Below are 24,685 nucleotides of genomic sequence, written 5' to 3'. Positions count from 1 at the left end.
CGATGCGCGTACTCCTCGCCGGCGGTGGATCCGCCGGCCACACCTCGCCCCTGCTCGCCACGGCCGACGCCCTGCGGCGGCTCGACCCGGAGGTCCGGGTGACCTGCCTCGGCACCCGCGAGGGACTCGAGGCCCGGCTCGTGCCCGAGGCCGGCCTGCCGCTCGAGTACGTGCCCCGCGTGCCGCTGCCGCGGCGTCCCAGCCCCGAGCTGCTCCGGACGCCGACGCGGTTGCGCGCCGCCCGCGCGGCGGCCCTCGAGGTGGTCGACCGGGTGCGCCCCGACGTGGTCGTGGGCTTCGGTGGCTATGTCTCCGTGCCCGCCTACCTGGCCGCCCGCAAGCGCGGAGTGCCGATCGTCGTCCACGAGGGCAACGCCATGCCCGGGATCGCCAACCGGCTCGGGGCGCGGATGACGTCCCACGTGGCCACCAGCTTCCCGGGCACGGAGCTGCCGCACGCCGTGTGCACCGGCCTGCCGATCCGGCGGCTCGTCTCGACCCTGGACCGGGGTGCGCTGCGCGGTGAGGCGCTCACCACCTTCGGCCTGCGCGACGACCTGCCGACCCTGCTGGTCACCGGTGGCTCGCAGGGTGCCGCGCGCATCAACGCCGCGGTCTCCGGCGCCGCCCCCGACCTCGCGGCCGCCGGGGTGCAGGTGCTGCACATCGTGGGACCCGCGCACGAGCTCGCCGTCGAGCCGGGCGAGGTGCCCTACGTCGTGCTCAACTACGTCGACCGGATGGACCTCGCCTACGCCGCGGCCGACGCGGTGCTGTGCCGCTCCGGCAGCAACACCGTCACCGAGGTCTCCGGGGTCGGCCTGCCGGCCGTCTACGTCCCGCTGCCCATCGGCAACGGCGAGCAGGCGCTCAACGCGCGCCCGGTCGTCGACGCCGGCGGCGGCCTCCTGGTCTCCGACGCCGCCCTGACCCCGGAGTGGGTCGCGGCCACCCTGCCGGGCCTCCTCACCGACCCGGCGCGGCTCGCCGCCATGGGCGCCGCCGCGACCGGCGTGATCCCGCTCGACGCCGACGAGAAGCTGGCGCGCATCGTCCTCGACGCCGCAGGCGGACGGTCGTGAGGATCCCGGTCCCCGACGAGGTGCTGCCCGCGGCGGCGCTCGGCCGCGTCCACTGCATCGGCATCGGCGGCGCCGGCATCTCCGCGATCGCGCGCATCATGGCCCAGCGCGGCGTCCCGGTGACGGGCAGCGACGACCACGACACCCCGTTCCTTCCCGCGCTGCGCGAGCTGGGGGTGACCTGCCACCTCGGCTACGACGCCGCGCACCTCGGCGACGCCGACACCGTGGTCGTCACCACGGCTGCCCGCGAGGACAACCCCGAGGTGGTCGAGGCGCGCCGCCGCGGCCTGCGCATCCTGCCCCGCTCAGCCGGTCTCGCCTCGGTGATGCTCGGCTCGCGGGTCCTGGCCGTCGCCGGCACCCACGGCAAGACGACGACCACGGGCCTGCTCACGTCCGCGCTGCTGGCCGCCGGCGTCGACCCGTCGTACGCGGTGGGCGGGGTGCTCAGCGCCACCGGCCGCAACGCCGACGCCGGCACCGACGACCTGTTCGTCGCCGAGGCCGACGAGAGTGACGGCGCCTTCCTGCACTACCGCCCCCACGCGGCGATCGTCACCAACGTCGAGGCCGACCACCTCGACAACTGGGGGACGGAGGAGGCCTACCACCGCGCGTTCGACGACTTCGCCGCCACCCTCGACCGCAGCGGCTTCCTGGTGTGCGTGGTCGACGACCCCGGTGCGGCGCGGCTCGCGCGCCACGCCCGCGACGCCGGCCTCGAGGTGGTGACGGTGGGGGAGTCGCCCGACGCCGACGTCCGTGTCCACGACCTGCTGCTCGACGGCTCCACCTCGGTGTGCCGCGTCACCCAGCACGGCAGCGACCTCGGCGAGCTGCGGCTGCGGATCCCCGGGCGCCACTACGTCCTCGACGCGGTCGCCGCGCTGGCCATGGGCCTGCGGCTCGGTCTTCCGTTCGCGTCCCTCGCCGAAGGGCTGGGCGGCTTCACCGGCACCGGACGCCGCATGGAGCTGAAGGGCGAGGCGGCAGGCGTGCGCGTCTACGACTCCTACGCCCACCACCCCGTCGAGATCCGGGGCGACCTCGAGGCCGCCCGGGCCCTCGCCGGCGACGGACGCGTCATCGCCGCCTTCCAGCCCCACCTCGTCTCCCGCACTCGCATCTTCGGCGAGGCGATGGGCGCCGAGCTCGGTGCCGCCGACGAGGTCGTCGTGCTCGACGTCTACGTCGCGCGCGAGGACCCCGACCCGGCGGTGACGGGCCTGCTCGTCGCCGACGCCGTCCCGCTGCCGGCCCAGCACGTGACCTACGTCGACGGGCTGGGCGCCGCGGCCCAGGCACTCGCCGAGCGGTCGCGCCCGGGCGACCTCGTCATCACCCTGGGCGCCGGCGACGTCACGACCGTCGGACCCCAGGTGCTCGACCTGCTCGGAGGTGCCTGAGTGGACCGCGACGCGCCGCCCCGCGACTCCCGGCCCACTGGCCCGGGCGCGGTCTCGGGCAGCGACGCGGAGCACGGCGGACCCGACCCCCGGGCCGTGGCCCGGCAGCGCAAGCAGGCCGAGCGGGAGGCGAGGTCGGCCCGGCGCACCCGGCGCCGCTTCGCCCGGCGGCAGTGGGCGCGCCGGTGGCTGTCCCTGCGCTACGTCCTCGCCCTGCTGCTGGTCCTCGCGCTGCTCGCCACCGGCGTGCACCTGGTCTTCTTCTCCACCAGGCTCCAGGTGCAGCGCGTCGAGGTGGTGGGCAACACCCTCCTCAGCGACGGCCGGGTCCGGGAGGTCGCCGACGTGCCGCTCGGGGAGCAGCTCGCGCTCGTCGACCTCGCGCGCGCCCGGGCGCGCGTCGGCGCGCTCGCCGAGGTCGAGTCCGTCGACGTGACGCGCACCTGGCCCGACTCCGTGCGGATCGCGGTGGTCGAGCGCACCGCCGTGGCCGTCGTCGAGCTCGCCGGCCGGATCCGCGGCCTCGACGCCGACGGGGTGGTCTTCCGCGACTACCGCGCGGTGCCGAAGGGGATCCCGCGGGTGCGCCCCGGCAGCACCGCCGGCGGCGACGCGCTCCGCGAGGCCGCCACGGTCGTCTCGGCGCTCCCGGCCGACCTCGTCACCCGCGTCGACCACGTCGAGGTCGCCACCATCGACCAGATCACCCTCGTGATGCGTGACCGGCGCGAGGTGCTGTGGGGGAGTGCCGAGGACTCCGAGCTCAAGGCGCTCGTCGTGGACAAGCTGCTGGCCGCGCAGAAGGCGCCCTACTACGACGTCAGCGTCCCCGGCAACCCCACCTACCGCACCACTCCCTGACGGCTGCTCCCTGCCGGCTGCGGCCCCGCGGTGCGGTCGTGGCCGGCACACCGGGTGCAGAAATCGGCGCCGCGCCGGGCGTGTTGCCGGACTGGGGCAGAGCGGTCTGCCTATGGTCGTGCGAAAGGCGAGGTTGACATAACTATAACCCTCAGGCTCACGGTTAGGGTTCCGGCGGGCCGAGGGTGGCGGACTCGTCCATCCCCCTGACACAGACACTCAAGGAAGGCCCCGCAGCCGTGGCAGCAGCGCAGAACTACCTGGCGATCATCAAGGTCGTCGGCATCGGTGGCGGCGGCGTCAACGCCGTCAACCGGATGATCGAGGTCGGCCTCAAGGGCGTCGAGTTCATCGCGATCAACACCGACGCCCAGGCACTCCTCATGAGCGACGCCGACGTCAAGCTCGACATCGGCCGCGAGCTCACCCGTGGGCTCGGCGCCGGCGCCGACCCCGAGGTGGGCGCCAAGGCCGCCGAGGACCACGCCGACGAGATCGAGGAGGTCATCAAGGGCGCCGACATGGTCTTCGTGACCGCCGGCGAGGGGGGTGGCACCGGCACCGGTGGCGCGCCCGTGGTGGCCCGCATCGCCCGCTCGCTCGGTGCCCTGACGATCGGTGTCGTCACCCGGCCGTTCGCGTTCGAGGGCCGGCGTCGCGCCAACTCCGCGGAGGAGGGCATCAGCCAGCTCCGCGAGGAGGTCGACACCCTCATCGTGATCCCCAACGACCGGCTGCTCTCGATCACCGACCGCAGCGTCTCGATCCTCGACGCCTTCAAGCAGGCCGACCAGGTGCTGCTGCAGGGCGTCTCCGGCATCACCGACCTGATCACCACCCCCGGCCTGATCAACCTCGACTTCGCCGACGTGAAGTCGGTGATGGCCAACGCCGGCTCGGCGCTGATGGGCATCGGCTCGGCCCGCGGCGAGGACCGCGCGGTCGCAGCCGCCGAGATGGCTGTCTCCAGCCCGCTGCTCGAGGCGAGCATCGAGGGCGCCCACGGCGTCCTGCTGTCCATCGCCGGCGGCTCCGACCTCGGCCTGTTCGAGATCAACGAGGCCGCGGCGCTCGTCTCCCAGGCCGCCCACGCCGAGGCCAACATCATCTTCGGCGCAACCATCGACGACGCCCTCGGCGACGAGGTGCGGGTCACCGTCATCGCCGCCGGGTTCGACGGCGGGATGCCCAAGCGTCGCTCCGACGGCAACGTGCTGCGCCAGCACCAGCCCGCCCAGACGCAGGAGCAGACCCGGGCGGCTGCCCAGCAGGTCGCGACACCGGCCCGCAGCGACTCGTCCGGCGCCCCGGCTCCTGCGACGTTCGCGCCGTCGAGCTCCGACGGGCAGGCGCCGTCGGCTCCCGCCCGGCAGGCCCCGGCCCAGCAGCAGGGCCAGCCCGGTCAGCAGTCCGCCCCGTCCCGGCCGGCTCGTCAGGTGCAGTTCGACGACGACGACCTCGACGTTCCCGACTTCTTGAAGTGAGCTGACCCAGGACCGTGCCGCTGCTGCGCCATCGTGAGCGGATCGAGGGCGACCTCGTCGTCGAGGTCGCCTTCACCGACTCCTCCCTCGGCCTCGGCGACGCCGAGGAGGCTGCCGTCCGCGACGACGCGCTCGCCCGCTTCGCCGCCGCGTCGGGCGCCCGTCCCGTGCTGATGGACCAGGTGCACGGTGCCGAGGTCTCGACGGTGGACGAGTGGAAGCCCTACGACCGGCGGCCCACGGCCGACGCCCTGCTCACGTCGCGTCCCGGGCTGGCGTTGCTGGCCCGCGCCGCGGACTGCGTGCCCGTGCTGCTGGCCGACCCGGCCACCGGGTGGGTGGCGGCCGCCCACTGCGGCCGTCCAGGCCTCGCCGCGGGTGTCGTGCCCGCCACCGTCGCCCGGCTCCGCGAGGAGGGGGCCCGGCCAGCCGTCGCCTGGATCGGCCCGCACGTGTGCGGCTCCTGCTACGAGGTGCCTGCCGACCTGCAGGACGAGGTCGCTGCCGTCGTGCCCGAGGCGCGGTCCACCACGTCGTGGGGCACGCCGGCCCTCGACCTCGGTGCCGGCGTGCGTGCCCAGCTCGCGGCCGCCGGCATCCCCGACGTCCGGGTCGTCGACGCCTGCACTCGCGAGGACGCCACGTGGCCGTCCTACCGTCGCGACGGAGCGGCGGCGACCCGCTTCGCCGGCGCGATCTGGGTGGCCCGATGACGGAGCGTCGCGACGAGCTCGCCGCCCACCTCGACGTCGTACGACGTCGCATCGCGACCGCGTGCGCCGAGGCGGGGCGCCCCGAGGGCGACGTCTCGCTCGTCGTCGTCACCAAGTTCTTCCCCGCCTCCGACGTCCGGCTGCTCGCCGACCTCGGCGTCACCGACGTCGGCGAGAACCGCCACCAGGAGGCGGAGGCCAAGGCCGCCGAGTGCGCCGACCTCGGCCTGCGGTGGCACTTCATCGGTGGGCTGCAGTCCAACAAGGCGGCAGCCGTCGCCGCCTACGCCGACGTCGTCGAGTCGGTCGACCGTCCCAAGCTCGTCGCGCCCCTGGCGCGCGGCGCGACGGCCCGGGGGAGCGAGGTCGACGTGCTCCTGCAGGTCAGCCTCGACCCGCCGGGAGCCGACCACCGCTCCGGCGTCGAGCCCGCCGCCCTCGTCGACCTGGCGCAGCGCGTGGCGGACGCCGACGGTCTGCGGCTGCGCGGACTGATGGCGGTGGCGCCCCTCGGCGAGGACCCCGACGCGGCCTTCACACGCCTCGCCGAGGTCCGCGAGGCGTTCCTGCGCGAGCACCCCGCGGCGCGCGTGCTGTCCGCGGGGATGAGCGGCGACCTCGAGGCGGCGATCCGGCACGGCGCGACACACGTGCGTGTCGGCTCCGCGGTCCTCGGTCCGAGGCCCACGGTCCAGTAATGTCCACAACAGTCAAGCGGCACCCGGTCCCGGGTGCCAGGTCTAGCGGAGGAACAGTCTCATGAGCGGCGCGATGCGCAAGATCGGCGAGTACCTCGGCCTGCTCGAGGACACCGGCCACTACGACGACTACGACGGCGACACCGAGACCACGACCCACGACGCTGTCGAGCAGCGCCCGGTCACGCGCGAGCGTCGCCCTGCCCCCGTGTCCGACCTCGCCGAGCGCCGCCGTCCGGCCCCGGTCCAGACAGGAGTCGTGGCCGAGTTGAGCCGCATCACCACCCTCCACCCCCGCAACTACAACGAGGCCCGCCTGGTCGGTGAGAACTACCGCGACGGCACGCCCGTGATCATGAACCTCAGCGAGATGGACGACAACGACGCCAAGCGCCTCGTCGACTTCGCGGCCGGCCTGATCTTCGCGACCCGCGGCTCGATCGAGCGCGTGACCAACAAGGTGTTCCTGCTCTCGCCGCCCAACGTCGCGGTCTCGGCCGAGGACAAGCAGCGGATCGCCGAGGACGGGTTCTTCAACCAGAGCTGATCCATACTTCACCTGTGTACACCGTCGGTTCCATCCTCGTCGCCATCCTCTACGTCTTCATCGGCCTGCTCTGGATCCGCTTCATCGTCGACTGGGTGCAGGTCTTCGCCCGGCGCTGGGAGCCCCATGGCCCGCTGCTCGTGGCCCTCGAGGGCGTCTACTCCGCGACCGACCCGCCGATCATGGCGCTGCGCCGCGTGATCCCGCCGCTGCGGATCGGCCAGGTCGCCCTCGACCTGAGCTTCCTGCTGGTGATGGTGGCCGCATGGCTGCTGCTCAGCGTGGTGCGCACGATCTTCGGCGTCTAGAAACCATCCGTCACACGGGTCACTGTGCCCGGTGGCGGTCCGGGCGCTATTGTCTCCTGACAGCAGAGCCACCGTGATTACCGATCGTGAAAGTTTGGGTGACGTCATGCCGCTGACGCCTGAGGACGTGAGCAACAAGCGCTTTACGCCTGTCCGCCTCCGTGAGGGCTACGACATGGGCGAGGTGGACCAGTTCCTGGACGAGGTCGAGGCGGAGCTCGCCCGGCTGACCAAGGAGAACGACGACCTGCGCGCCAAGCTGTCCGCCGCGCAGGCCGGTGGTTCGTCGGCTCCCTCGTCGATGCCGTCGTTCGCGCCCGCGGCTCCCGAGCCGGAGCCGGAGCCCGAGCCGGAGCCCGAGCCGCAGCGTCCCGCTCCCGTGGCCGCTGCCGCTCCGCAGCAGACGATGCGCGTCGAGACGATCGCCGACGCCTCCAACGCCGCGGCCCGCCTCCTCGAGATCGCCACGCGTAACGCCGACGAGCTCGTCGAGGACGCCAAGAACGAGGCCGACCGCATCGTCGGCGCTGCCCGCACCAAGGCCGAGCGCCTCGAGGCCGAGGCCAAGACCAAGGCCGACCGCATGGAGGCCGACGCGCGCCAGCGTTCGCAGATGCTGGACTCCGAGACCGCCGAGCGCCGCCAGCAGATGTTCGGCGACCTGGAGAAGGAGCGCGACAAGCTCAACAGCGACGTCGAGACCCTCCGCCAGTTCGAGCGCGAGTACCGCTCCCGCCTGAAGACCTACTTCTCGCAGCAGCTGGAGGCGCTCGCCCACGGCAGCGAGACGCAGGCTCCGGCCGACAGCAGCAACGCGCCCAAGCGCCTGCGTTCGGTCCTCGGCGACGACGAGAGCTGATCGCCGAGCACCAGCACGACCCGAGCACATGCGAGAACGACCGCCCCCAGGGGTGGTCGTTCTCGCATTTCGGCGAAACGGAGTTGGTCGGTTTGATCCCACCGGATAGCCTCCCTGCACCGTGTGGCTCCCGCCACACCTGACGCACGCCTGGAGGCCCTCGGATGGCTGGCAGCACGCGCAAGTCCCTGGCCGGCACGGCCGCCGCAGCAGCGAAGCGGGTGATCTCCCGCACGCGCACGACCGCCGCGCAGGAGCCGGCGGCAGCCGCAGCGAAGAAGGCCGCCGCCACGGGGCCGGTCGCCAAGAAGGCGCCGGGCGAGAAGCCCGCCGCCACGAAGGCCCCGGCGGGCACGGCGCCGGTCACGAAGCCGCCCGCCACGAAGTCCACGGCGAAGAAGGCGCCCGCCGCAGGGCCGGCGAAGAAGGCCCCGGCGAAGAAGGCCGCAGCGAAGAAGGCCCCGGCCAAGAAGGCCGCAGCGTCGAAGAGCCCGGCGAAGAAGGCCCCGGCCAGGAAGGCCCCGGCCAAGAAGGCGGCCGCGACGCGGTCGGCACCTGCCGCCCCCGCACCCACGACCACGACGACGACGACGAAGGCTGCACCCGTGACGAAGGCCGCTCCGACGCCCGCCCAGAAGGCCGCCCCGGCCAAGAAGGTCCGCAAGGCGACCCCCTCGACCCTGGTGGTCCTCGAGGGCGAGAGCCCCTGGACCAGGGCCGAGCTCAACGAGGTGGTCAAGGAGCTCAAGGAGCACCGTGACCGCCTGACCGCCATCGTGGGCGAATCGGAGGCGGAGCTGGCCGGGCTGATGCGCGATGCCGGCGACGGGGCCGGGCACGACCAGGCCGACGTCGGGGCGACCAGCTTCGAGCGCGACCACGAGCTCACCGTCCTCACCCGGGAGCGCGAGACGCTCGCGCAGATCGAGCGCGCCCTGGCGCACATCGACGACGGCAGCTACGGCGTGTGCGACTCCTGCGGCAACCCGGTCGGCAAGAATCGGCTGATGGCGGTGCCCCATGCCACACTGTGCATGTCATGCAAGCAGCGCGAGGAGCGTCGCTGAACTCCAGCGACCCGGCCGATCAGGCCACGGCCCGTCGTCGACGCGTCGATGCCCGCGTGCTGTTCGCGGCGGTGGCGATCACGGCCTACGCCGTCGACCTCGGCACCAAGGAGTGGGCCCTCAGCGCACTGGCCGACGGTGACATCCCGGTCCTGGGCGACTGGCTCACGCTCCACCTGACGTTCAACCCCGGTGCGGCGTTCAGCACCGGCACCGACTTCACCATCGTGTTCACCTGCCTGGCGATCGCCGCCGTCGTCGTGGTGCTGTGGCTCAGCCGCCGGATCGCGACCACCGGGTGGGCGCTGGCACTGGGGTTCCTCCTGGGCGGCGTCGCGGGCAACCTGACCGACCGCATCCTTCGCGACCCCGAGCCGTTCCACGGCCACGTCGTCGACTTCCTGATGCTGCCCAAGTGGCCGGTGTTCAACATCGCCGACGTCTGCATCAACGTCGCGGCGGGCCTGATCATCCTGCAGACCTTCCGCGGCATCGCCCTCGACGGCACCCGCGAGTCCGACGCCAGGTCCGACGCGGGGTCCGACGCCAGGTCCGACGAGGTCGAGGCCCGCCGGGAGCCCGGTCGCGAGCCGGGGCACGGGGCGACGTGACGACCCACGCCGACCAGCGCACGGTCTTCGTCCCCGACGGCCTGGCGGGCGAGCGCGTCGACGCCGCCATGGCCAGGATGTTCGGGTTCTCCCGCACCCGGGCCGCCGACCTGATCTCGCAGGGCCTCGTGCACGTCGACGGCTCCGTCGTGGGCAAGAGCGACCGGGTCGACGCCGGTGCGATGCTCGACGTGACCATCCCCGCGGAGTCCGACCCCCTCGAGGTCGTCCCGGAGGTCGTCGAGGGCATCCGGATCATCCACGACGACGACGCCATCGTCGTGATCGACAAGCCGGTCGGCGTGGCCGTGCACCCCTCGCCCGGCTGGTCGGGCCCCACCGTCGTCGGCCACCTCGCCGGCGCCGGGTTCCGCATCTCCACCAGTGGCGCCAGCGAGCGCCAGGGCATCGTGCAGCGCCTCGATGTCGGCACGAGCGGCGTGATGGTGATCTGCAAGTCCGAGCGCGCCTACTCCGTGCTCAAGAACGCGTTCCGTCACCGCACGGTCGACAAGACCTACCACGCCCTCGTGCAGGGACACCCCGACCCGCTCTCCGGCACGGTCGACGCCCCGATCGGGCGCCACCCGCACCACGACTACAAGTTCGCCGTGATGGCCGACGGCCGCGCCAGCGTCACCCACTACGAGACGCTCGAGGCCCATCGCTTCGCCAGCCTGCTCGAGGTGCACCTGGAGACCGGGCGCACCCACCAGATCCGGGTGCACATGAACGCGCTCAAGCACCCGTGCGTGGGCGACCTGACCTACGGCGCCGACCCGACCCTCGCCAAGCGACTGGGTCTCGAGCGGCAGTGGCTGCACGCGATGCGGCTCGGCTTCGAGCACCCCGAGACCGGCGACTACGTCACCTACGAGTCCACCTATCCCGACGACCTCGCCCACGCGCTCGAGGTCATCCGTGATGAGCGCTGACCTCACCCTGCGTCCGGTCACCCCCGACGACCTCGCCGTCGTCGCCGACCTGCACCTCGCCTCCCGTCGCGCCGCGGCGGACGCCTTTCCGCCGCCCGCGCACCCCGACCACGAGGTCCGGCAGTGGGTCGCGGGCTGGGACCTGTCGTCGTACGAGGTGTGGCTGGCCGAGCGCGACGGCGAGCCGTCCGGCTACGCGCGCTGGACGGCGACCTGGCTCGACGACCTCTACGTGCACCCCGCCCACCAGGGCCACGGCGTGGGGAGTGCGCTCTTCGAGCTCGTCGCCTCGACGCGCCCCCAGGGGTTCTGCCTGTGGGTCTTCGAGACCAACGCGCCGGCCCGGGCGTTCTACGCCCGCCACGGCTGCCTGGAGCTCGAGCGCACCGACGGCTCGGCCAACGAGGAGCGTGCGCCCGACATCCGGGTCGCCTGGCCGGGGTCGGAGCCGCTGGTCTTCCTGCGCGGGCTGATCGACGAGACCGACCTGCTCCTGGGCGACGTGCTCGCCCGTCGCACGGCGCTGACCCAGGCCGTGCAGGTGGTGAAGCCGTCGACGGAGCGCGACCCCGACCGAGAGGGGGAGATCGTGCGCCGCGTGGCAGCCGTGGTCCCGGCGCTCGGGCCCGAGCGGGTGGGGCGCATCGTCGACACGATCATCGCCGAGGCGCTCGACGCGTCCCGCTGAGCCGCCGCACGCAGGACGACCGGCCACCCCCGGGTCGGGAGTGGCCGGCCGTGCGTCGCTGCCCGGCGTGCGGGCGGGTGGTGCGAACGGGTGGTGCGGTCGGGTCAGTAGCCGACGAGTCCCGACTGCCACTCGACGAGGTCGCCGATCTTGGCGACGAGGGTCGCGTCCTGCAGGCCGTGGGCCTTTCCCTTCGCCTTCTTCAAGATGTGCGCCGCCTGAGCATGGTCGCCCTCCTCCGCAGCCGCCTCGGCGGCGGCGAGGTACTCGGCCACGTCGCGGCCGAGCTTCGCGTTGCGGTTGCCACCGTCGTCGGCGAGGTCGGCGGTGATCGCCACGACCTCCGGGAACGTCACGCAGTTGCCGCCGCCCTCGACGACGCCGGCGGTCCACTCGATGCCACCGAGCAGGTGGGCCAGGAACAGCGGGTCGGTGTAGGACGCCTCGACGTGACCGGCACCCTCGTACCAGGAGCGGCCACCCTCGAAGTTGTGGCACCAGGCGATCGGGTGGTCGGCGCCCATGGCCCCGCGACCCGGGCTGTAGGTCGACTCGTCGAGGGTGATCAGGACGTGCACGTCCTCACGCGGGTTGGCGGTGAAGTTGTACCACTCGTCGAAGCGCGACCACCGCTTGGGCAGCATCGTGGTGGAGGGGTGGGTGGGGCTCTCCACGACCATCGTCGCCTGCTGCTGCGCGGGGTGGGCGAGGAACCGCGCCGACCCGCCGGTCAGGCGGCTGAACCACGGGACGGCGTGCATCTCGTCGGTCGCCGCGTGGAGGCCGACGAAGCCGCCGCCCTGGCGGATGTAGCCCTGGAACGCCGCGAGCTCCGCGTCGTCGAGGGTGCGGGGGCTGGCCGGGTTCTGGTTGTTGGTGCCGTCCACGGGCGAGGCGAACATGATCGTGGCGTACTGGGAGAGCGCCTGGGTGCTGGTGAACGGCGTCGTGGCCATCGTCAGGTCGGGCTGGCCGGGGGAGCGCCCGATCGGCGGGTCCCAGACGTCGACGGTGAAGCCGTTGTCCTTGCCCAGCTCGATGACCGCGTTGGTGGTCTCGTCGATGTGGGAGTGGCGGAAGCCGAGGGTCTTGCCGACCACGAGCACCTTGTAGGGCTCGGCGGCGGGGGCGGCCTTCGGCTCGGCTCCGGCCGGGGCGAGCGTCGTCCCTGTCAGGAGCAGGGCGCCGGCGCACAGGCCGGTGGCGAGCAGGCTGAGCGGTTTTCTCATGGTGGTCCTTCGCGCGGGGGGATTTGTTTGGGTTCCCAACAAATGGGGACAGGGGCACCGTAGTGACGTCTGTCACGTCGGTCAACGCTCCCCTCGGGGGTCCGGCATCATGGCCGCGTGCTGCTCTATGACGACGTGGTGAGCGAGTACCGCGACTTCGCGACCTACGCCGCGGGCGACTCACCGTGCTTTGAGGAGTGGGCGCTCGGGGTGTCTACGGACGAGGAGGTGCTGGCCTGGCTCGGCACCCTGCCGCCGCTCAAGCGGCAGCCCAACCTCGTGTTCGCGGCCGCCCGGTGGCACGGTGCTCCCGCCCCGGCGCCGTACGCCGCCCTGCGCCGGGTGCTGCTCGAGCAGGAGCCCGAGGTGCGGGCGAGCGTCATGTCCCGGGCGACCCAGACCAACGAGGTCGGCCGCCTCGCGAGCCTCACCCCGGTCCTCGGCCTCCTCGACGGTCCGCTGGCGCTGATCGAGGTCGGGGCGAGCGCCGGGCTGTGCCTGCACCCCGACCGCTACGACTACGCCTGGCCGCCCGTGGGTGGGCTGCGGGGGAGCGGCGGCCCGGTCCTGACGGCCGCGGCCACGGGTCCGCTGCCGGTGCCCGCCCGCCACCCCGAGGTCGCTTGGCGCGGGGGCGTCGACCTCAACCCGCTCGACGTCGCCAACGCCGACGCGATGCGGTGGCTGGAGAACCTCGTCTGGCCCGAGCAGGACGAGCGCCGCGAGCGTCTTCGCGCCGCCGTGGACGTCGCCCGCCTCGACCCGCCGGACCTGCGCCGCGGCGACCTGTTCGACCACCTTCCGGCGCTGCTCGACCGGGCCGCGACCCACGGCACCCCGGTGGTGTTCCACTCGGCCGTCATCGCCTACCTCGAGGAGCCCGACCGGCGTCGCTTCCACGAGCTGATGACCGGACTCGTCGCGGGCGGGCGCTGCCGGTGGATCAGCAACGAGGGGCGCCACGTGCTGCCGTCGGTCACGGGCGACGCCGACGTCCCCCCGGGCCGCTTCGTGACCGCCCTGGACGGCACCCCGGTGGCCCACAGCCACGGCCACGGGCACGCGATCCACTGGCTGTGAGCGTGGCGCCCGCCACCCTCCTCGACGGGGCGAGTGTCCTGTCGGTGGGGCCGGTCAGACTGACGTAGGCTGACTGCCTTCCCCCTCTCCGCCTGGCGGTCGCCACCGACCCCGCCAGTGACACCGTCAGCGACCGAAGAAAGGTGCGGAAGTCTCCCCCATGTCGTCCGGCTCCACAGACAGCTCCACGGGCAACTTCGTGCACCTGCACGTGCACACCGAGTACTCCATGCTCGACGGCGCGTCCCTGCTCGACGGCCTGTTCGCCCGCACCAGCGACCTGGGCATGCCGGCCATCGCGATGACCGACCACGGCAACCTGCACGGCGCCTACGACTTCTACTCCAAGGCGCGCCGGCACGGCGTGAAGCCCATCATCGGCATCGAGGCCTACATCACGCCCGGCACCCAGCGCGGTGAGCGCCGGCGCGTGCGGTGGGGGCAGGGCGACCTGGCCGAGGAGGGCGGCAACGACGTCGCCGGCGGCGGCGCCTACACCCACATGACGATGTGGGCCGAGAGCACCGAGGGCATGCACAACCTCTTCCGGCTGTCGTCGCGCTCGAGCCTCGAGGGCTACTTCTACAAGCCCCGCATGGACAAGGAGATCCTCGCCGAGCACAGCAAGGGGCTGATCGTCAGCACCGGCTGCCCCAGCGGCGCGATCCAGACCCGGCTGCGCCTGGGCCAGTACGACGAGGCCGTCCGCGAGGCGGGCGAGCTGCAGGACATCTTCGGGCGCGACAACGTCTTCCTCGAGCTGATGGACCACGGCATCGACATCGAGAAGCGGGTCCGCGACGACCTGCTGCGCCTGGGCCGGGAGATGGGCATCGCACCCATCGCCACCAACGACTCCCACTACAACAACCCCGAGGACGCCGCCGCCCACGACGCCCTGATCTGCGTCGCGTCGGGCAAGCGGCTCTCCGACACCAACCGGCTCAAGTTCGACGGCGGCGGCTACTACATCAAGTCGCCGGCCGAGATGCGCGCCCTGTGGGCCGACCGCTTCGGGATGCCGGAGGCCTGCGACAACACGCTGGCGATCGCCGAGCGCTGCGACGTCGAGTTCACCGAGTCGACCGGCGGCTACATGGCCCGCGCCGACGTGCCCGAGGGCGAGACCGAGGACTCGTGGTTCCGCAAGGAGGTCTGGCGCGGCATCGAGGCGCGCTACCCCGGCGACCGCCTCGACCAGGAGGTCCGCGACCGGGTCGAGATGGAGCTCGCGATCATCTCCCAGAAGGGCTACTGCGGCTACTACCTCGTGGTCGCCGACTTCATCAACTGGGCCAAGGACAACGGCATCCGGGTCGGCCCCGGCCGCGGCTCGGGTGCGGGCTCGATCGCCGCCTACGCCCTGCGCATCACCGACCTCTGCCCGCTCGAGCACGGGCTGTTCTTCGAGCGCTTCCTCAACCCCGAGCGCCCCTCGATGCCCGACTTCGACATCGACTTCGACGACGCGCGTCGCGGCGAGGTCATCCACTACGTCAGCCAGAAGTACGGCGCCGAGCGCGTCGCGCAGATCGCGACGTTCGGCCGGCTCAAGGCGAAGGCGGCGATCAAGGACGCCGCACGCGTGCTCGACCACGGCTTCGCGATCTCCGACCGGATCACCAAGGCGCTGCCCGCCGACGTGATGGGCAAGGGCGTCCCGCTCAAGGAGATCTTCAACCCCCAGCACAAGCGCTATCACGACGGCGGCGAGTTCCGCGCGCTGCACGAGCAGGACGCCGACGTCCGCACCATCTACGAGACGGCGCTCGGCCTCGAGGGCCAGATCCGCAACTGGGGCGTGCACGCGGCCGGCGTGATCATGTCGAGCGAGCCGCTCATCGACATCGTGCCCATCATGGCCCGCCCCCAGGACGGGGCGGTGATCACGCAGTTCGACTACCCGATGTGCGAGTCGCTCGGCCTGGTCAAGATGGACTTCCTCGGCCTGTCCAACCTGCGGATCCTCGAGGACGCGCTGTCCAACATCAAGGTCAACCGCGACCTCGACGTCGTCCTGGAGGAGCTGCCCTTCGACGACCGCCCCACCTACGAGCTGATGGGCCGCGGCGACACGCTCGGCGTGTTCCAGCTCGACGGCTCCGGCATGCGCGCGCTGCTGCGCTCGATGCAGCCCGACCAGTTCGCCGACATCACCGCCGTCAGCGCCCTCTACCGCCCCGGCCCGATGGGCGCCGACTCCCACAACAAGTACGCCCGCCGCAAGAACGGCCGCGAGCCGATCGAGCCGATCCACCCGGCGCTCGCCGAGGCGCTCGAGCCGGTCCTGGGGGAGACCTACGGCCTGATCGTCTACCAGGAGCAGGTGATGGCGATCGCCCAGGTGCTCGCCGGCTTCACCCTCGGCGCCGCCGACAACCTCCGCCGGGCGATGGGCAAGAAGAAGAAGGAGGAGCTCGACAAGCAGTACGCCGGCTTCCAGGCCGGCATGCTCGAGCGCAGCTTCCCCCAGAGCGCCATCGACAAGCTCTGGGAGATCCTGCTCCCGTTCTCCGACTACGCCTTCAACAAGTCGCACTCGGCCGCCTACGGCGTCATCACCTACTGGACGGCCTACCTCAAGGCCAACTACCCCACCGAGTACATGGCCGCGCTCCTCACGTCCGTCAAGGACGACAAGGACAAGATGGCCATCTACCTCAACGAGTGCCGTCGGATGAAGATCCAGGTGCTGCCGCCCGACGTCAACGAGTCGCACGCCAACTTCACGCCGGTCGGCAACGACATCCGCTTCGGCCTGACCGCCGTGCGCAACGTCGGCAGCAACGTCGTCGACGGCATCGTGTCCGCGCGCGAGGCGAAGGGCCGCTACCTCGACTTCAACGACTTCATGGAGAAGGTCCCCGCGCTGGTGTGCAACAAACGCGTGGTGGAGTCGCTGATCAAGGCGGGCGCCTTCGACGACATGAAGCACAAGCGCCGCGCGCTCGCCGCGGTCCACGAGACCGCGGTCGACCAGTTCGTGGACCTCAAGAAGAACGAGGCGATCGGCCAGGACTCGCTCTTCGCCGGGCTCGGCGACGGCGACGACGACGCCGGCTTCGGGGTGAGCGTGACGATCCCCGACATCGACGACTGGGACAAGCTCACCCTGCTCGGCCACGAGCGCGAGATGCTCGGCCTCTACGTCTCCGACCACCCGCTGCTCGGTCTCGAGCACGTGCTCTCCCAGGGCACCGACTGCACGATCGGGCAGCTGATGCTCGACGAGGACCGCGCCCACAACTCCACCCTCACCGTGAGCGGCCTGATCACCTCGGTCCAGCGCAAGATCACCAAGCGCGGCGACCCGTGGGCCACCATCACGCTCGAGGACCTCGACGGAGCCATCGACGTGCTGCTCTTCCCGAGCGCCTACACCCTCGCCTCGACCCTGCTAGTCGAGGACCAGATCGTCCGGATCAAGGGCCAGCTCTCCCGCGACAAGGACCAGCCGGAGCTGCGCGCCCAGGAGGTCACCGCGCCCGACCTCACCCAGGGACCCGCCGGCCCGGTCGTGATCAGCCTGCCGTCGACGCGGTGCACCCCGCCCGTGGTCGCCCAGCTGCGCGACGTGCTCGGCACCCACCCGGGCATGACCGAGGTCCAGCTGCGCCTGCTGACCCGCAGCTCGACCAAGGTGCTGCGCCTCGACGACAACCTGCGCGTCAGCCCGAGTCCGGCGTTGTTCGCCGACCTCAAGCAGCTGCTCGGCCCGGGTTGCCTGGCCGGATGAGCGACGCCACGCACGCGCCCGAGCAGTCCGGCGACGAGCCCGGGGCCGGTCCGGGACCGTCATCGCTGCAGCGCCGCCTGCTCTGGGTGCTCGTGCTGTTCGTCGGCGGCGGAGCGGCCGCCGGGGTGCTCTGGGAGCGCCTCGCGGAGCCCGCCACCGGCCTGGCCTACGAGGGCGGCTGGTACCTCGAGCCGGCCGGTCCCGACCTGTCGTTCCAGGCCGTCGCGCTCTACGTGGTGATCGCCTTCCCGCTCGGCCTCCTGCTGGCCGTGCTCGTGGGCAGGTGGCGTGGTCACGAGCGCGTCACCGTCCTGGCGGTGCTCGTGGCAGCCGGCCTGGGCGCCGCGGCGATGTACGCCGTCGGCCACGCGCTCGGTCCGCCCGACCCGCAGGCGCTGGCCGCGGGCAGCCACGACTACACCGAGCTGCCGGCCGAGCTCGGCCTGACCGCCCCCGACCGGGACAGCGTCCCCTGGCACTCGACGGCACTGCTCGCGCTGCCCGGGGGAGCCATGCTCGGGCTGGTCGGGTCCTATCTCGGGGGCAACTGGGCCACGGCGCGGCGCGCGCGTGGGTAGGCTTCCCCCCGAACGCAAGTAAGCAGTCCCGGTGCCGCCGGGACCCGTGCAGTGGGGGAGCAGGACGACATGAGCATGACACCTGGGGGACCGGCCGAGCGGCCCGAGTACCTGGACGGATCGGGTCCGGCGCAGCCGGTGCCCGGCGACGACAGCAAGAAGCGGCTCATCGCCCTCGGGGCGATCGTGGCCGGCGGCGCGGTGGTCGCCGGTGGCGCCTGGGCCGCCAGCAGCTTCTTCGCCACCGGGTCGCAGCCCGCCGAGGCGCTCCCGGCCTCCACGGTCGCCTACGTCAGCGTCGACCTCGACCCGAGCGGCGGGCAGAAGATCGAGGCCATCAAGACCCTGCGGAAGTTCCCCGGGTTCACCGACCAGGTCGACATCAAGAGCGACGAGGACCTGCGCGAGCGCCTCTTCGAGGAGATCACGTCCTCGGGCGAGTGCGAGGGCCTCGACTACGACGCCGACGTCAAGCCGTGGCTGGGCTCGCGCGCCGCGATGGCCGTGGTCGACCTCGGCGAGGACGAGCCCACGCCGGTCGGCGTCGTGCAGACGTCCGACGCCGGCAAGGCCGAGGACGGCCTCTCGGCACTCATCGACGCCTGCGGCGGCGGCGAGGAGGGCGGTGACGCCGAGGCCAGCACCGACGTCGGCGGCTGGGTGGTCGAGGGCGACTGGATCGTCGTCGCGGAGACCCGGGAGATCGCCCAGAAGGTCGTCGAGGCCGCCGACGGCTCCCCGCTCGCGGGCGACGCGGCGTTCGAGGAGTGGACCGGCGAGGCCGGTGACGACGGATTCATGTCGATGTACGTCGGCAAGGCCGTCACCAAGTACATGGACGACTTCGGCGCCACCGGCGCGATGCTCGGCGGCCCGCTGTTCAGCGGCGCTGCCGACCCGATGGAACTGTCCTCCGAGTGCCTGGCCGGGGCCACCACGACCGAGGAGATCGACGCCTGCCTCAACGAGCCCGCGTCCGAGACCTCGTCTGAGGAGGTCCCGCCGGAGCTGCAGCAGATGCTGGACGACTTCGACGGCATGGCCGCCACCGTCCGCTTCGACGACGGTGCGGTCGAGATCGAGTACGCCACGAGCGACTACCAGCCCGACATGACCAAGTTCCTCGCCAGCAAGACCGGCGCCGAGATGGTGGCCGGCCTCCCCGAGGACACCATCGCCGCCTTCGGGTTCTCCCTCGGCGAGGGCTGGGCGCAGGGCCTGCTCGACTACATCAAGTCGGTCGCGCCCGACGAGGCCGCGTCCGTCGACGACCAGATCGCGCAGTTCGAGTCCGAGACCGGCCTCGCGTTCCCCGAGGACATCGAGACGCTCCTCGGCGAGGGCGTCACCGTGTCCGTCGGCGGCGGGATCGACCCCGACGCCATCGCCAACGGCGGTCCGCAGGAGGTCCCCGCCGGCATCACGATCAAGGGCGACGCGGACGAGATCCAGGCCGTGCTCGACAAGATCAGCGCGGCAGTCGGCTCCGAGGCCGAGGAGTACCTCCAGGTCACCGAGGCCGACGGGCACGCCGTCCTCGCGCTGCAGGACGACTACCGCTCCTCGCTCGAGTCCGAGAGCGGCCTCGGCGACAGCTCCGCCTACACCGACGTCATCGACGGCGACGCGCAGACGGTGTTCTACCTCAACTTCGACGCCGACGACGACTGGCTGGTCCGGCTGGCCGAGGACGACCCCGACATCAGCAAGAACCTCGAGCCGCTCGCGGCGTTCGGCGTCAGCGGATGGGTCGACGACGACGTCGTCCACGGCCTGGTCAAGATCACGACCGACTGAGGCACCCGCTCAGCGACCGATGGTGGCGGTCACCGCACCGGTGACCGCCACCAGGTCCTGCGGAGCGAGCTCGATGTCGAAGCCGCGTCGCCCGCCGGACACCAGCACGGTGGCGTGGTCGAGGGCCGAGGTGTCGAGCACCGTGCGGTGCGCGCGCCTCTGGCCGATGGGGGAGATGCCCCCGGCGACGTAGCCCGTGGCCCGCTCGGCGGCGGCCACGTCGGCCATCACCGCCTTGCTGCCGCCCAGCGCCCGCGCGAGGGCCTTGAGGTCGAGCTGCCCGGCCACCGGCACGACGGCCACGACCAGCTCGCCGTCGAGGGAGGTGAGCAGCGTCTTGAAGACCCGCGCAGGGTCCTCGCCGAGCGCCCCGGCCGCCTCGAGGCCGTACGACGTCGCGCGCGGGTCGTGCTCGTAGGTCCGCGGCAGGTAGTGGATGCCTGCCCTCGTCAGGGCGAGGGTGGCGGGGGTGCCGCCCGCACCCCGTGCCTTCTTCGCCATCGGCGCCGACTCGGCTCAGTTGGGCGACCAGGCCGTGCGGGCGACCTGCGTGGCCGGCAGGGACGGGATCACGTTGATGGCGCGGAGCTCCTCGGTCAGCAGCCGCGTGACGAGGGTGAGCCGCTCGGTGGCGTCGGGGGCCTCGAGCAGCGCCTGCCGCTCGGCCATCGGGAGCGGGGCCAGCGCCGAGAGGGTCCAGGCCAGGTAGTCGGGGTCGCGCGGCAGGGTGCCGCTGAACGGGTCGCCCTGCAGCTCCGTCATGGCCGCCCGGAACGCGGTGAAGGTCGCGCGGGCCCGGTCGAGCACCTCGGCGGGGACCTCGACCTCGGGCTCGGGCAGGACCACCGCCAGCCCTTGGGGGAAGTCGGCGCCGCGCTGCATCTCCTCGAGCACCAGCCGCTCGCGGGCCACCGCCACGATGTCGAAGGTGCCGTCGTCGCGGCGCTCGGCCTCGGTGAGCTGCAGCACGCAGCCGACGCGGTAGACCGACTGGGCGCCGTGGTCGCCGACCTCGTAGCCCTCCCGAATGGCGACCGTGCCGAACACCCGATCCGCCGGGTCGTCCACCTCGAGGAGGTGCCGCACGAGCATCCGGTAGCGGTCCTCGAAGACGTGGAGCGGCACGGCCATGCCCGGGAACACCACGGTGCTCAGCGGGAACATCGGCATCGGATCGCTCACACCCACGACACTAGTGGCCGCTGTCCACGATGGACGCGCCGCTTAGGGTCGTGCCGCCCAGGAACCTAGAATCGGGGCATGTCCCTGATCCGTCGCATCGACCTGAGGGGCGCCGACGCGGCGTCCGTCGACTACCGCGCGAGCGTGCCTCGCGCCGAGTTCGACGTCGAGGCGGCCACGCATGTCGTGGCGCCGATCATCGAGGCGGTCCGGACCGGGGGAGCCGACGCCGTCCGCGCGCTCACCCTCGAGCTCGACGGCGTCGACGTGCCCGACCCGCGGGTGCCTCCCGCGGCCCTGCGAGACGCCCTCGAGGCGCTCGACCCCGCCGTCCGGGCCGGGCTGGAGGAGTCGATCCGCCGGCTCCGGCTCACCAGCGAAGCCGACGTGGAGGCCGACTCCGTGGTCGAGGTGGCACCCGGTGCCACCGTCACCCACCGCTCCATCCCCGTCGACCGCGCCGGGCTCTACGTCCCCGGGGGCCTGGCGCCGCTGGTGTCGACGTTGGTGATGAACGTCGTGCCCGCCCAGGTCGCGGGCGTGCCGTCGCTGTGCGTCGCCGCGCCGCCCACCCGTGAGACGGGGCTGCCCGACGCGACGATCCTGGCCGGCTGCGCCCTGCTGGGCATCGACGAGGTCTACGCCGTCGGCGGCGCCCAGGCCATCGCCATGCTGGCGCACGGCGCGGGCCCCTGCCGCCGGGTCGACCTGGTGACCGGTCCCGGCAACCTCTACGTGATCGCCGCCAAGCGCCTGCTGCGCGGCGTGGTGGGCATCGACTCCGAGGCCGGTCCCAGCGAGATCGCCGTGCTCGCCGACGACTCGGCCGACCCCGCGTTCGTGGCCGCCGACCTGCTCACCGAGTGCGAGCACGGCGGCACGTCCGCCTCGCTCCTGGTCACCGACTCGACCTCGCTGGCCGACGAGGTCGAGGCCGAGCTCGGCAAGCAGGTCGCCGCCACCCGGCACGGCGAGCGCGTCGCGGCCGCACTCGGCGGCCCGCAGTCCGCGATCGTGCTGGTCGACGACCTCGAGCAGGGCCTCGACGTCGTCAACGCCTACGCCTCCGAGCACACCGAGATCCACACCCGCGACGCGCGCGGCGTCGCCGCCCGCGTGCGCAACGCCGGTGCGGTCTTCATCGGACCCTGGTCGCCGGTGGCGCTGGGCGACTACTGCGCCGGCTCCAACCACGTGCTGCCCACCGCGGGCTGCGCGTGCCACTCCTCGGGGCTGGGCGTGCACTCGTTCATGCGTCGCGTGCACCACGTGGAGTACACGCGCGAGGCGCTCGCGGAGGTCGCCGACCACGTCGTGACCCTGGCCGAGGCGGAGGACCTGCCCGGCCACGGCGCCGGCGTGAGCTCGCGGTTCGCGGACCGCTCGCAGCGATGAGCGCGCCCTTCCCGCCCCTGCGGGACGACCTGTGGGGGATCGAGCCCTACGGCGCGCCGCAGCTCTCGCTGGAGCAGGCGCCCGTGCAGCTCAACGTCAACGAGAACCCCTACGGCCCCTCGCCGGAGGCGGCGGCCGACATCGCCCGGGCGGTCGGCCGGGCCGCGGTGTCGCTCAACCGCTATCCCGACCGAGAGTTCGTCGAGCTGCGCACGGCACTCGCGGCCTACCTCGACACCTCCGGCGGCTCGGGCATCACGCCCGAGATGGTGTGGGCGGCCAACGGGTCCAACGAGGTGATGCTCCAGCTGCTGCAGGCCTTCGGGGGTCCGGGGCGGGTCGCGCTGTCGTTCGCGCCCACCTACTCGATGTATCCCGAGTACGCCCGCGACGCGATGACCGAGTGGGTCGCCGGCCGCCGTGCCGACGACTTCTCGATCGACCTCGACGCGGCCCGGCGGCTGGTGGAGGAGCGCCGGCCCACGATCGTGCTGCTGCCGAGCCCCAACAACCCCACCGGCACGGCGCTGCCGCCCGAGGCCGTCGCGATGCTCTGCGAGGCGGCGGCGTCCTACGAGCCCGGCGGGCTGGTCGTCGTTGACGAGGCCTACGGCGAGTTCCGCCGCGCCGGCACCCCCAGCGCCCTGGAGCTGCTGCCCGCGCACCGCAACCTCGTGGTGACCCGCACGATGAGCAAGGCGTTCGCGCTGGCCGGTGCGCGCCTGGGCTACCTCGCCGCCGACCCGGCGATCTGCGACGCGCTCCGGGTGGTGCGGCTGCCCTACCACCTCTCAGCGGTCACCCAGGCGACCGCGCTGGCGGCGCTGCGCCACGCCCCCGAGCTGCTCGGCCGGGTCGACGACCTGCGCGCCGAGCGCGACGCGACGGTGGCGTGGCTGCGCGAGCAGGGCTTCGAGGTCGCCGACTCCGACGCCAACTTCGCGCTGTTCGGCAGGTTCGCGGACCGGCACGCCGTCTGGCAGGGTCTGGTCGAGCGCGGCGTGCTGATCCGCGAGACCGGGCCCGACGGGTGGCTGCGGGTCTCGATCGGCACGGCCGTGGAGATGGCAGCGTTCAAGGGCGCCCTGCTCGACACGGTCCGAGGCACGGACCACCAGACGGACCACGAGACGGACCACAAGGTGGACGACAAGATGGAGGAGCCGGCATGAGCCGCACCGCGAAGATCGAGCGCACCACCAAGGAGTCCAGCGTGCTCGTCGAGGTCGACCTCGACGGCAGCGGCCGCTCCGAGGTGTCGACGGGCGTGGGCTTCTACGACCACATGCTCGACGCGTTCGCCCGCCACTCGCTGGTCGACCTCGTGGTGACGACCACCGGCGACACCCACATCGACGCCCACCACTCCGTCGAGGACACCGCGATCGTGCTCGGCCAGGCGCTGCGGCAGGCCCTCGGCGCCAAGACCGGCATCCGCCGCTTCGGCGACGCGACCGTGCCGCTCGACGAGGCGCTGGTCCAGGCCGCCGTCGACGTCTCCGGCCGTCCCTATTGCGTGCACACCGGCGAGCCGGAGGGCCAGCAGTACGTCGCCATCGGCGGCACCGGCGCGCCCTACATGGGCTCGCTGACCCGCCACGTCTTCGAGACGATCTCCTTCCACGCCCACCTCGCGCTCCACGTGCGGGTGCTCGGCGGCCGCGACCCGCACCACGTCGTGGAGGCCCAGTTCAAGGCCTTCGCCCGCGCCTTCCGCGACGCGGTCGCCATCGACCCGCGCGAGACCGGCGTGCCCTCCACCAAGGGCAGCCTGTGACCGCTCCCGACGTCGTCGTCCTCGACTACGGCTCGGGCAACCTCCGCTCGGCCGTGCGGGCGGTCGAGCGCGCCGGGGCACGGGTCACGCTGACGAGCGACTTCGACACCGCGCTGGCCGCCGACGGTCTCGTGGTGCCCGGTGTGGGGGCGTACGCCGCGTGCATGGCCGGCCTGCGCGAGATCAAGGGCGAGCGGATCATCGGCCGTCGCCTCGCGGGCGGACGCCCGGTGCTGGGCATCTGCGTGGGCATGCAGATCCTCTTCGCGCGGGGGGTCGAGCACGGGGTCGAGACCGCCGGCTGCGACGAGTGGCCGGGCACCGTCGACCGGCTGCAGGCCGACGTGGTGCCGCACATGGGCTGGAACACCGTCGAGGTGCCCGAGGGGTCGCGCCTCTTCGGCGGCATCGAGGACGAGCGGTTCTACTTCGTGCACTCCTACGGCGTGCGCGAGTGGGAGCTGGTCACCAACGACCGCACCACGGCGCCGCTGGTCACCTGGGCCGAGCACGGGGGCGACCGGTTCGTGGCCGCGGTGGAGAACGGCCCGCTCTCGGCCACGCAGTTCCACCCCGAGAAGTCCGGCGACGCCGGTGCCGCGCTGCTGCGCAACTGGGTCGCGTCCCTCCCGACGGGCTAGGCCGGCGC

General features: G+C 72.6%; 24 protein-coding genes. 21 read left to right on the top strand and 3 right to left on the bottom strand.

The window, feature by feature from the left end:
• Positions 1-2: 2 nt before the first annotated feature.
• The 13 genes from murG (at position 3) to AC3X7Z_RS00235 (ending at position 11,262) form a co-directional block, all read left to right on the top strand.
• Positions 3-1,082, top strand: a complete 1,080-nt coding sequence (murG, locus tag AC3X7Z_RS00295) for an undecaprenyldiphospho-muramoylpentapeptide beta-N-acetylglucosaminyltransferase (protein ID WP_489974629.1) — start codon at positions 3-5, stop codon at positions 1,080-1,082.
• Positions 1,079-2,491, top strand: a complete 1,413-nt coding sequence (gene murC, locus AC3X7Z_RS00290) for a UDP-N-acetylmuramate--L-alanine ligase (RefSeq protein WP_186341068.1) — start codon at positions 1,079-1,081, stop codon at positions 2,489-2,491. The genes murG and murC overlap by 4 nt, the downstream gene beginning before the upstream one ends.
• Positions 2,492-3,352, top strand: a complete 861-nt coding sequence (locus AC3X7Z_RS00285) for a cell division protein FtsQ/DivIB (RefSeq protein WP_241005118.1) — start codon at positions 2,492-2,494, stop codon at positions 3,350-3,352. It abuts the gene before it with no gap.
• Positions 3,353-3,591: 239 nt separating this feature from the next.
• Positions 3,592-4,836 (top strand): cell division protein FtsZ, encoded by a 1,245-nt coding sequence (gene ftsZ, locus AC3X7Z_RS00280; RefSeq protein ID WP_186341069.1) that lies wholly within the window; start codon positions 3,592-3,594, stop codon positions 4,834-4,836.
• A 14-nt stretch (positions 4,837-4,850) separates the two neighbouring features.
• Positions 4,851-5,549: a peptidoglycan editing factor PgeF gene (pgeF, locus tag AC3X7Z_RS00275; RefSeq protein ID WP_186341070.1), complete on the top strand. Its 699-nt coding sequence runs from the start codon at positions 4,851-4,853 to the stop codon at positions 5,547-5,549.
• Positions 5,546-6,247, top strand: coding sequence for a YggS family pyridoxal phosphate-dependent enzyme (locus tag AC3X7Z_RS00270; protein ID WP_186341071.1), 702 nt, complete (start codon positions 5,546-5,548; stop codon positions 6,245-6,247). Before pgeF ends, AC3X7Z_RS00270 begins: the two co-directional genes overlap by 4 nt.
• A 61-nt stretch (positions 6,248-6,308) precedes the next feature.
• A complete protein-coding gene (locus tag AC3X7Z_RS00265) occupies positions 6,309-6,794 on the top strand; it encodes a cell division protein SepF (RefSeq protein WP_186341072.1) in 486 nt (161 codons plus the stop codon).
• 14 nt (positions 6,795-6,808) lie between these two features.
• The gene (locus tag AC3X7Z_RS00260; RefSeq protein WP_186341073.1) at positions 6,809-7,102 is read left to right on the top strand and encodes a YggT family protein; all 294 of its coding nucleotides are present in this window, start codon (positions 6,809-6,811) and stop codon (positions 7,100-7,102) included.
• Positions 7,103-7,208: 106 nt separating this feature from the next.
• Positions 7,209-7,961 (top strand): DivIVA domain-containing protein, encoded by a 753-nt coding sequence (locus AC3X7Z_RS00255; RefSeq protein ID WP_186341074.1) that lies wholly within the window; start codon positions 7,209-7,211, stop codon positions 7,959-7,961.
• Between the two features lie 164 nt (positions 7,962-8,125).
• Positions 8,126-9,028 (top strand): TraR/DksA family transcriptional regulator, encoded by a 903-nt coding sequence (locus AC3X7Z_RS00250; protein WP_489974628.1) that lies wholly within the window; start codon positions 8,126-8,128, stop codon positions 9,026-9,028.
• Positions 9,001-9,639, top strand: a complete 639-nt coding sequence (lspA, locus tag AC3X7Z_RS00245; protein ID WP_489974627.1) for a signal peptidase II — start codon at positions 9,001-9,003, stop codon at positions 9,637-9,639. Before AC3X7Z_RS00250 ends, lspA begins: the two co-directional genes overlap by 28 nt.
• On the top strand, positions 9,636-10,574 hold the full coding sequence (locus AC3X7Z_RS00240; RefSeq protein WP_489974626.1) for an RluA family pseudouridine synthase: 939 nt from the start codon (positions 9,636-9,638) through the stop codon (positions 10,572-10,574). The genes lspA and AC3X7Z_RS00240 overlap by 4 nt, the downstream gene beginning before the upstream one ends.
• Positions 10,564-11,262: a GNAT family N-acetyltransferase gene (locus AC3X7Z_RS00235; RefSeq protein ID WP_489974625.1), complete on the top strand. Its 699-nt coding sequence runs from the start codon at positions 10,564-10,566 to the stop codon at positions 11,260-11,262. Before AC3X7Z_RS00240 ends, AC3X7Z_RS00235 begins: the two co-directional genes overlap by 11 nt.
• 104 nt (positions 11,263-11,366) lie before the next feature.
• On the opposite strand, the gene AC3X7Z_RS00230 is transcribed toward AC3X7Z_RS00235, so the two are convergent.
• A complete protein-coding gene (locus AC3X7Z_RS00230; protein ID WP_489974624.1) occupies positions 11,367-12,491 on the bottom strand; it encodes a ThuA domain-containing protein in 1,125 nt (374 codons plus the stop codon).
• Between the two features lie 117 nt (positions 12,492-12,608).
• Here AC3X7Z_RS00230 and AC3X7Z_RS00225 point away from each other — a divergent pair, with 117 nt between their 5' ends.
• From AC3X7Z_RS00225 to AC3X7Z_RS00210, 4 genes are all read left to right on the top strand, one after another.
• Positions 12,609-13,571, top strand: coding sequence for a DUF2332 domain-containing protein (locus AC3X7Z_RS00225; RefSeq protein ID WP_489974623.1), 963 nt, complete (start codon positions 12,609-12,611; stop codon positions 13,569-13,571).
• Positions 13,572-13,731: 160 nt separating this feature from the next.
• Positions 13,732-17,307, top strand: coding sequence for a DNA polymerase III subunit alpha (dnaE, locus tag AC3X7Z_RS00220; RefSeq protein ID WP_186341081.1), 3,576 nt, complete (start codon positions 13,732-13,734; stop codon positions 17,305-17,307).
• Positions 17,304-17,885 carry a hypothetical protein gene (locus tag AC3X7Z_RS00215; protein WP_489974622.1) on the top strand — a complete coding sequence of 194 codons (582 nt, stop codon included), beginning with the start codon at positions 17,304-17,306 and terminating at the stop codon, positions 17,883-17,885. The genes dnaE and AC3X7Z_RS00215 overlap by 4 nt, the downstream gene beginning before the upstream one ends.
• 69 nt (positions 17,886-17,954) lie before the next feature.
• The gene (locus AC3X7Z_RS00210) at positions 17,955-19,682 is read left to right on the top strand and encodes a DUF3352 domain-containing protein (protein ID WP_489974621.1); all 1,728 of its coding nucleotides are present in this window, start codon (positions 17,955-17,957) and stop codon (positions 19,680-19,682) included.
• Between the two features lie 9 nt (positions 19,683-19,691).
• Here AC3X7Z_RS00210 and ybaK read toward each other — a convergent pair whose 3' ends face one another.
• On the bottom strand, positions 19,692-20,183 hold the full coding sequence (ybaK, locus tag AC3X7Z_RS00205; RefSeq protein ID WP_489974620.1) for a Cys-tRNA(Pro) deacylase: 492 nt from the start codon (positions 20,181-20,183) through the stop codon (positions 19,692-19,694).
• 15 nt (positions 20,184-20,198) lie between these two features.
• The gene (locus AC3X7Z_RS00200) at positions 20,199-20,864 is read right to left on the bottom strand and encodes an LON peptidase substrate-binding domain-containing protein (RefSeq protein ID WP_186341085.1); all 666 of its coding nucleotides are present in this window, start codon (positions 20,862-20,864) and stop codon (positions 20,199-20,201) included.
• A gap of 78 nt (positions 20,865-20,942) precedes the next feature.
• Between AC3X7Z_RS00200 and hisD the strand changes: the two genes are divergently transcribed.
• From hisD to hisH, 4 genes are read left to right on the top strand one after another with little or no spacing between them, the layout of a single operon-like run.
• A complete protein-coding gene (hisD, locus tag AC3X7Z_RS00195) occupies positions 20,943-22,259 on the top strand; it encodes a histidinol dehydrogenase (RefSeq protein ID WP_206054380.1) in 1,317 nt (438 codons plus the stop codon).
• Positions 22,256-23,431, top strand: a complete 1,176-nt coding sequence (locus tag AC3X7Z_RS00190; RefSeq protein ID WP_489974619.1) for a histidinol-phosphate transaminase — start codon at positions 22,256-22,258, stop codon at positions 23,429-23,431. The genes hisD and AC3X7Z_RS00190 overlap by 4 nt, the downstream gene beginning before the upstream one ends.
• Positions 23,428-24,036 (top strand): imidazoleglycerol-phosphate dehydratase HisB, encoded by a 609-nt coding sequence (gene hisB, locus AC3X7Z_RS00185; protein WP_489974618.1) that lies wholly within the window; start codon positions 23,428-23,430, stop codon positions 24,034-24,036. The genes AC3X7Z_RS00190 and hisB overlap by 4 nt, the downstream gene beginning before the upstream one ends.
• On the top strand, positions 24,033-24,677 hold the full coding sequence (gene hisH / locus AC3X7Z_RS00180; RefSeq protein WP_186341088.1) for an imidazole glycerol phosphate synthase subunit HisH: 645 nt from the start codon (positions 24,033-24,035) through the stop codon (positions 24,675-24,677). The genes hisB and hisH overlap by 4 nt, the downstream gene beginning before the upstream one ends.
• Positions 24,678-24,685: the final 8 nt, after the last annotated feature.

This window comes from Nocardioides sp. Z24_21, from assembly GCF_058134345.1.
The sequence above is the reverse complement of the archived record's forward strand: the minus strand, read 5'-3'. Positions and strand labels throughout refer to the sequence as shown.